Annotated in this window: 1 protein-coding gene; it reads right to left on the reverse strand. The window is 62.0% G+C overall.

What is annotated here, in order from left to right; all coding sequences use genetic code 11:
• Positions 1–121 precede the first annotated feature (121 nt).
• Positions 122–1,384 (reverse strand): methionine gamma-lyase family protein, encoded by a 1,263-nt coding sequence (locus tag ACT8X9_RS13335; RefSeq protein ID WP_249234657.1) that lies wholly within the window; start codon positions 1,382–1,384, stop codon positions 122–124.
• Positions 1,385–1,569: the final 185 nt, after the last annotated feature.

Genomic DNA, 1,569 nt, shown 5'->3' on the forward strand with positions numbered 1-1,569 from the left:
ATAATGCACAAGACCCGCAACCTTTTCAGGGCCAGAGTGGCTCAGAGTGGTTCCGGGTCTTGTGTTTTTTCTTTGTGCAGACCGCTATCGCATTTTTATCTTGCAGCAGCTTCTTCTGCACTCAATCCTTGAAATACGCATTCTGCACTGCCAACAGGACGCCTGCGCGGCTGGCGGCGAAGTTCAGGCCGCCCTGCAGATAGCAGGTGTACGGCTCACGCAGGGGGCCGTCGCAAGAAAGCTCGATGGTGCTGCCCTGCGTGAAGCTGCCGCTGGCCATGATGACCTCGTCGGTGTAGCCCGGCTCGGGAGAGGGTTCCGGAGCGGCATAGCTGTCCACGGGGCTTGCGGCCTGCACGCCCCGGCAGAAGCCGATGAGGGCGTCCGCCGTACCGGCATCAAAGCAGGTGACGATGTCGTTGTGGGCCTCGCAGTAGCGGGGGATGGGCTTTTTGCCCACCAGCTCCAGCAGACACTGGGCATAGATGGCCGTCTTGATGGCCTCGCAGACCACGCCGGGGGCGTAGTAGAAGCCCAGATACATATCGCGGGGCGTCTCGAGGGTGCAGCCCAGCTCTTTGCCGAGGCCGGGAGCGTTCAGACGGTAGGCGCACAGCTCCACGAGGTCTTTCCGGCCTGCGATGTAGCCGCCGGTGGGGGCGATGCCGCCGCCGGGGTTCTTGATGAGGCTGCCCACCACGAGGTCGGCACCGGCCTGACAGGGTTCCTCTTTCTGGGTGAACTCGCCGTAGCAGTTGTCCACAAAGACGATGATGTCGGGGTTTGCGGCGCGGGCGGTGTCGGCGACCCTGCGGATGGTATCGAGGTCGAAGGCGTTGCGCTGCAGATAGCCGCGGCTGCGCTGGATGTGGCACACCTTCGCGCCCGGAGCCTTCTGGGCGATCAGCTCATAGTCCGGGGTGAAGTCCGCCTTCAGCGGCGCTTCGTCGTACCGGATGCCATAGTCCATCAGGGTGCCGGTGCCCTTGCCCTTGCCGTCCAGACCGATGACGCCTTCCAGCGTGTCGTAGGGACGGCCCGTGGCGGCCAGCAGAGTATCGCCTGCCCGCAGCAGGCCGAAGAGGGCCACCGCCAGCGTGTGGGTGCCGCTCTGGAACTGGCTGCGCACCAGCGCATCCTCCGCGCCCATCACCTCGGCAAAGATCTGCTCGAGCTTGGCGCGGCCGCTGTCCCACAGGCCGTAGCCGGTGGTGCCCAGCATATCGGTGGAGGACATCTGGGTGTCCGCAAAGGCTTTCAGCATCTTGAGCTGGTTGTAATCGCGGATGTCCTCCATCTGCTTGAAGTAGGGCTGGCAAAGCGCAAGGGCCTTTTCGTCCAGCGCCAGAACTTCGGGCTTGTAATCGAAAAATTGATTTAACATTGACATGATATTGGTTCCTTAGTTTTTCTGTTTTTTTATTCGCGGCATCTTCGCCGTAGTCGCTCCGCTGGGCCAAAAGCAGAGAGGTAACACCAGCTGCGAAGCAGCAAATCGGAGAAACGAGAAAAAAGCGCAACAGCGACGACCGCCGCCTGCGGCGGATACAGGGAGGAGCTGTTGGGGCC

Origin of the sequence: Faecalibacterium sp. (assembly GCF_052358865.1) — a bacterium.
Taxonomy (GTDB): domain Bacteria; phylum Bacillota; class Clostridia; order Oscillospirales; family Ruminococcaceae; genus Faecalibacterium; species Faecalibacterium butyricigenerans.

Bases quoted from the DNA above. Each gene is read 5' to 3' on its own strand.
- ACT8X9_RS13335 (WP_249234657.1), bottom strand. From the start codon at position 1,384: ATGTTAAATCAATTTTTCGATTACAAGCCCGAAGTTCTGGCGCTGGAC.